This window comes from Rhizobium favelukesii (assembly GCF_000577275.2).
Classification (GTDB): Bacteria; Pseudomonadota; Alphaproteobacteria; order Rhizobiales; family Rhizobiaceae; genus Rhizobium; species Rhizobium favelukesii.
On the sequence record NZ_CBYB010000056.1, the window covers coordinates 1 to 3,518 of the forward strand.

At 56.7% G+C, this 3,518-nt stretch carries 4 protein-coding genes and 1 pseudogene; all 5 read left to right on the forward strand.

Annotated features, from left to right (window positions below; translation table 11 throughout):
• The first annotated feature begins 23 nt into the window (after positions 1 to 23).
• The 5 genes and pseudogenes from LPU83_RS38185 to LPU83_RS38200 all read left to right on the forward strand — a co-directional run bounded on the left by LPU83_RS38185 (position 24) and on the right by LPU83_RS38200 (position 3,341).
• Positions 24 to 251, forward strand: a complete 228-nt coding sequence (locus LPU83_RS38185) for a tyrosine-type recombinase/integrase (protein WP_029710640.1) — start codon at positions 24 to 26, stop codon at positions 249 to 251.
• Positions 248 to 1,222: a tyrosine-type recombinase/integrase gene (locus LPU83_RS38190; RefSeq protein ID WP_024319201.1), complete on the forward strand. Its 975-nt coding sequence runs from the start codon at positions 248 to 250 to the stop codon at positions 1,220 to 1,222. The genes LPU83_RS38185 and LPU83_RS38190 overlap by 4 nt, the downstream gene beginning before the upstream one ends.
• Positions 1,223 to 1,353: 131 nt before the next feature.
• Positions 1,354 to 1,839, forward strand: a complete 486-nt coding sequence (locus LPU83_RS73910; protein ID WP_231052369.1) for a hypothetical protein — start codon at positions 1,354 to 1,356, stop codon at positions 1,837 to 1,839.
• A gap of 16 nt (positions 1,840 to 1,855) precedes the next feature.
• The gene (locus LPU83_RS73915; RefSeq protein WP_231052370.1) at positions 1,856 to 2,440 is read left to right on the forward strand and encodes a hypothetical protein; all 585 of its coding nucleotides are present in this window, start codon (positions 1,856 to 1,858) and stop codon (positions 2,438 to 2,440) included.
• A pseudogene (locus LPU83_RS38200) lies at positions 2,437 to 3,341 on the forward strand (antitoxin). Before LPU83_RS73915 ends, LPU83_RS38200 begins: the two are co-directional and overlap by 4 nt.
• Positions 3,342 to 3,518: the final 177 nt, after the last annotated feature.

Below are 3,518 nucleotides of genomic sequence, written 5' to 3' on the forward strand. Positions count from 1 at the left end.
CGCTATAGACGCCAGTTGTCCTCATCGCTCGTAGAGCACTGAAGCGCGCGGATGTTTCCGGGATGCGATCACATCATGCGCATGTGTTCCGGCATACCTTTGCGACGATTGCGATCAGATCAGGCGTCGGTCTTACGGAGCTTGCCCAGGTACTTCGCCACAAAGACCCGGACACCACCAGGATTTACGCGAAGCTCGACATCGAGGGCCTGCGCTCCCTCTCGCGGCCGTGGGCGGGAGAGATTCAATGACCGACCTGACGGAAGCCCTCGAACAATACCTGACGCTGCGTCGGTCGCTCGGTTTCAATCTTCAGAGCCAGGAGAGCCGTTTGCGAAACTTTGTGGAATTTGCGCAGGCGCGTGGCGCGCAGCACATTACCTCGAAGCTCGCGGTGGAATGGGCAAATCACCAATGTGGGCCTGCGACATGGTCATCGCGCCTTTCGACGGTGCGATCATTCGCTCGCCACCTGAAGGTTGACGACCCTCGAACCGAGATTCCGCCTTCTGGCATTTTCCCGCCGCAGCGCCGGCCACGACCCTTCATCTATTCGGACGAGCAGATCGCCGATCTTCTTGCGACAATGCTCGTGCTGCATCCAGCGAGCTTTCGAGGGCTGACCTACCACCATTTCTTCGGTTTGCTCGCGTCCACAGGTCTGCGGTTTTCAGAGGCGGCACGACTACTTCGCGAGGACGCCGATGTGGAAGCAGGGATGCTGACGATCCGAGAGACGAAGTTCGGCAAGAGCCGCCTCGTCCCTTTGCATCCAAGCACGACGGACGCTCTCAGACGATATTCGGCGGACCGCGATGTTTGCCCGATAAGGCGCGGCAGCAGATTCTTCTTCACGGGAGACCGCGGACGTGGCTTGAACCCACACTACTCTTTCATCCTGTGGACACGCCAAGCCGGATTGCGGGAGCCGACGGAAGCCGAAGGCCCAAGGATACACGACCTCCGGCATTCCTTTGCGGTGCGCACCCTGCTTTCCTGGTACCGAGGTGGCGACGATATCGAGCGGCGACTACCGGAACTCTCGACCTATTTGGGCCACACGCATGTCCGGGATACCTACTGGTATCTCACGGCGCATCCCGATCTGCTGAACCAAGCGAAGCTTCGTCTCGATGCACGGTGGGAGGCGGCCGAATGTTCACGCGCGAAACGAACCTATAGCAGGCGCAATTGCCAATCAACGGATGAACCTCGTCTATGAGAAGGCGCGAACTCTTTTACCGCGCGGGCCGGAGCTGGCACAGCAGTTTTCATTTGTTTGCTGTGCAGTACATATAAGCATTTTCGCGGATATACGGCATAAGAGTTATATTTGCTGCGCAGGGAATATCTATGGAAGAGCCCATAGCTTTCGATATGTTGAATGAGTTGACGGCCAGCCTCACGGAGGCAGGCGGGGAAATCACGTCCGAGCCCTTGTTTGAGCCCCAGATGGGAAACTCTCACGCAGATTTCCTTATCGATGCGCGATTTTCCGACGCACCTTTCCAGCTTGTTGTCGAAGCCAAGAGATCAGCTTTTCCAAGGGACGTCAGGGAAGCAAGCTGGCAGCTAAAAAGATACATTGCCGCCATGCCACCAGGCAATTCCCGAGTTCTCCCCCTATTGATGGCCGATACCATTTCCCCAGGTGCACGTGCACTCCTGCGCGAGGAGAAGATCGGTTATTTCGATCGTAGCGGCAGTCTCTATCTTTCGGCCGACAATCTTTTTGTTTGTTCTCGTCGAAAAGCCAGCCTCGAAGCAGCAGGCTCGATCGCTCAACAATCTGTTCGTTGGAAGTCGCGCACAGGCCCTCCATGCCGTCTGGACATTTAAGGACCAATGGTTCGGTGTGCATGAACTGGTCGAGCGGGCATCCGTATCTCCGACAACTGCATCCCAGGTTCTTATCGAACTAGAGCGCCGCGAATGGGTGAACTCCAAGGGTGCCGGTCCATCGAAGGAAAGGATACTCTCCAATCCCCGCGCGCTGCTTGACGAGTGGTCTTCCTATGTCGCTTCGATCAAGCCAAAGCCGCTCCGCTCGTACTATATGCGGATGACCAATATCGATGAGGCGATCCATGAGATTGACCGCATCTGCGATGAGACGGGAGTTCGCTACGAAATTTCCGGGCTCATGGCCGGCCAGATCCATGCACCGCACCTCTCGAAAATATCCCAAATCCATTGCCGCATCGATCACGGCGGCGAAAGCCTTCTTGGAAAACTGGGAGCAAAGGCTGTCAAAGAGGGCTGGAATCTGGGAGTTATAGACTCTAATCCACGCCACGACTTGCTGTTTCGCCAACGGGTCGGTCATGTCTGGGTCACAGATCCACTTCAAACTTACCTCGACCTCCTGCAGCTTGACAGCGGTCGCTCAAAGGAACTGGCCGACCATCTTCGACTGACAAAACTCGCGGTACCCGAATGACAAAGCCCCAGATACTGACTGAATATAGTGCCGATGTTACCCGCGACTGCGAGCGCGGGCTGGTGACGCTGTTCAGCGGGCTCGGCCCCTGGCGTGATTCCGTCTTTCTGGTCGGTGGGCTGGCCCCGCGCTACATTGTCACCAAGCGATCGCCTGATGTCCCGCCTCATGCAGGAACCGGCGATATCGATGGCGTCGTCGATCTGTCGATCCTCGCCGATACAGAGGCATACCGGACGCTCGAGCAGAACCTCAAAAAAATGTGTTTCGAGCGTGCGCAAAGTGACAAGGGCAACAAGGTCAATTGGCGTTGGCAGACCATGACCGAGCACGGCATTCTCGTCATTCTGGAGTTCTTGGCAGACGATCCGAAGCTCCGGGGTGGCGCATTGCAGGAACTGCCGACGGAAGGAAATGTTTTTGCGGTGAATATTCCTCACGCGTCGCTCGTGTTCGGGCACCACGATCGGGTGGAAGTCACCGCTGATCTGTTGGGTGAAAAAGGCCGCTCGACAGAATCCATCCCGATATCGTGGCATTCACATGCCTCAAGGCGTTTGCCTTTGATCACCGGCGTGAGCGCAAAGATGCGCACGATCTCGTCTACTGCCTCGAACACGGAGAAGGCGGGCTCGGCGGTGCAATCGCCAAATTCCAAGAGGCTCTGAAAGGCAACGATCGGGAGGTTATCGAACGTGCCCTGACGCTATTGCTCACCCGATTTTGTGATCCGGAGCCAGACGAAGGTTACCTGCGCGAAGGCAACGTTGCCGTGGCGCAGTTCGAAATTGAAGGTGCTGCAGACGACACGGAAATCAGAGAAGCCCGGATTTTGCGCCAGCGTGCCGTCAATGACCTCATGCTCGAATTTTTAAGCGCCCTTGGTATTGCGTTCAAGTGATGCTCGGAGCGCGGGATCTCGTTATCTGAGCCTGGTTGAAGGCGGCGCACTGTGACTCCGCCGAGCGCTGTAATCGTGCTTCAGCATTCCAGCAAGCGATTGCTCGGAAGCCGTCGCGCCTCGCTGATCGCAGTGTACCCCAGACAGTTTGAACCTGCTCGTCAACGCGAACGTATT

Bases quoted from the DNA above. Each gene is read 5' to 3' on its own strand.
- LPU83_RS73910 (WP_231052369.1), top strand. From the start codon at position 1,354: ATGGAAGAGCCCATAGCTTTCGATATGTTGAATGAGTTGACGGCCAGC.
- LPU83_RS38190 (WP_024319201.1), top strand. From the start codon at position 248: ATGACCGACCTGACGGAAGCCCTCGAACAATACCTGACGCTGCGTCGG.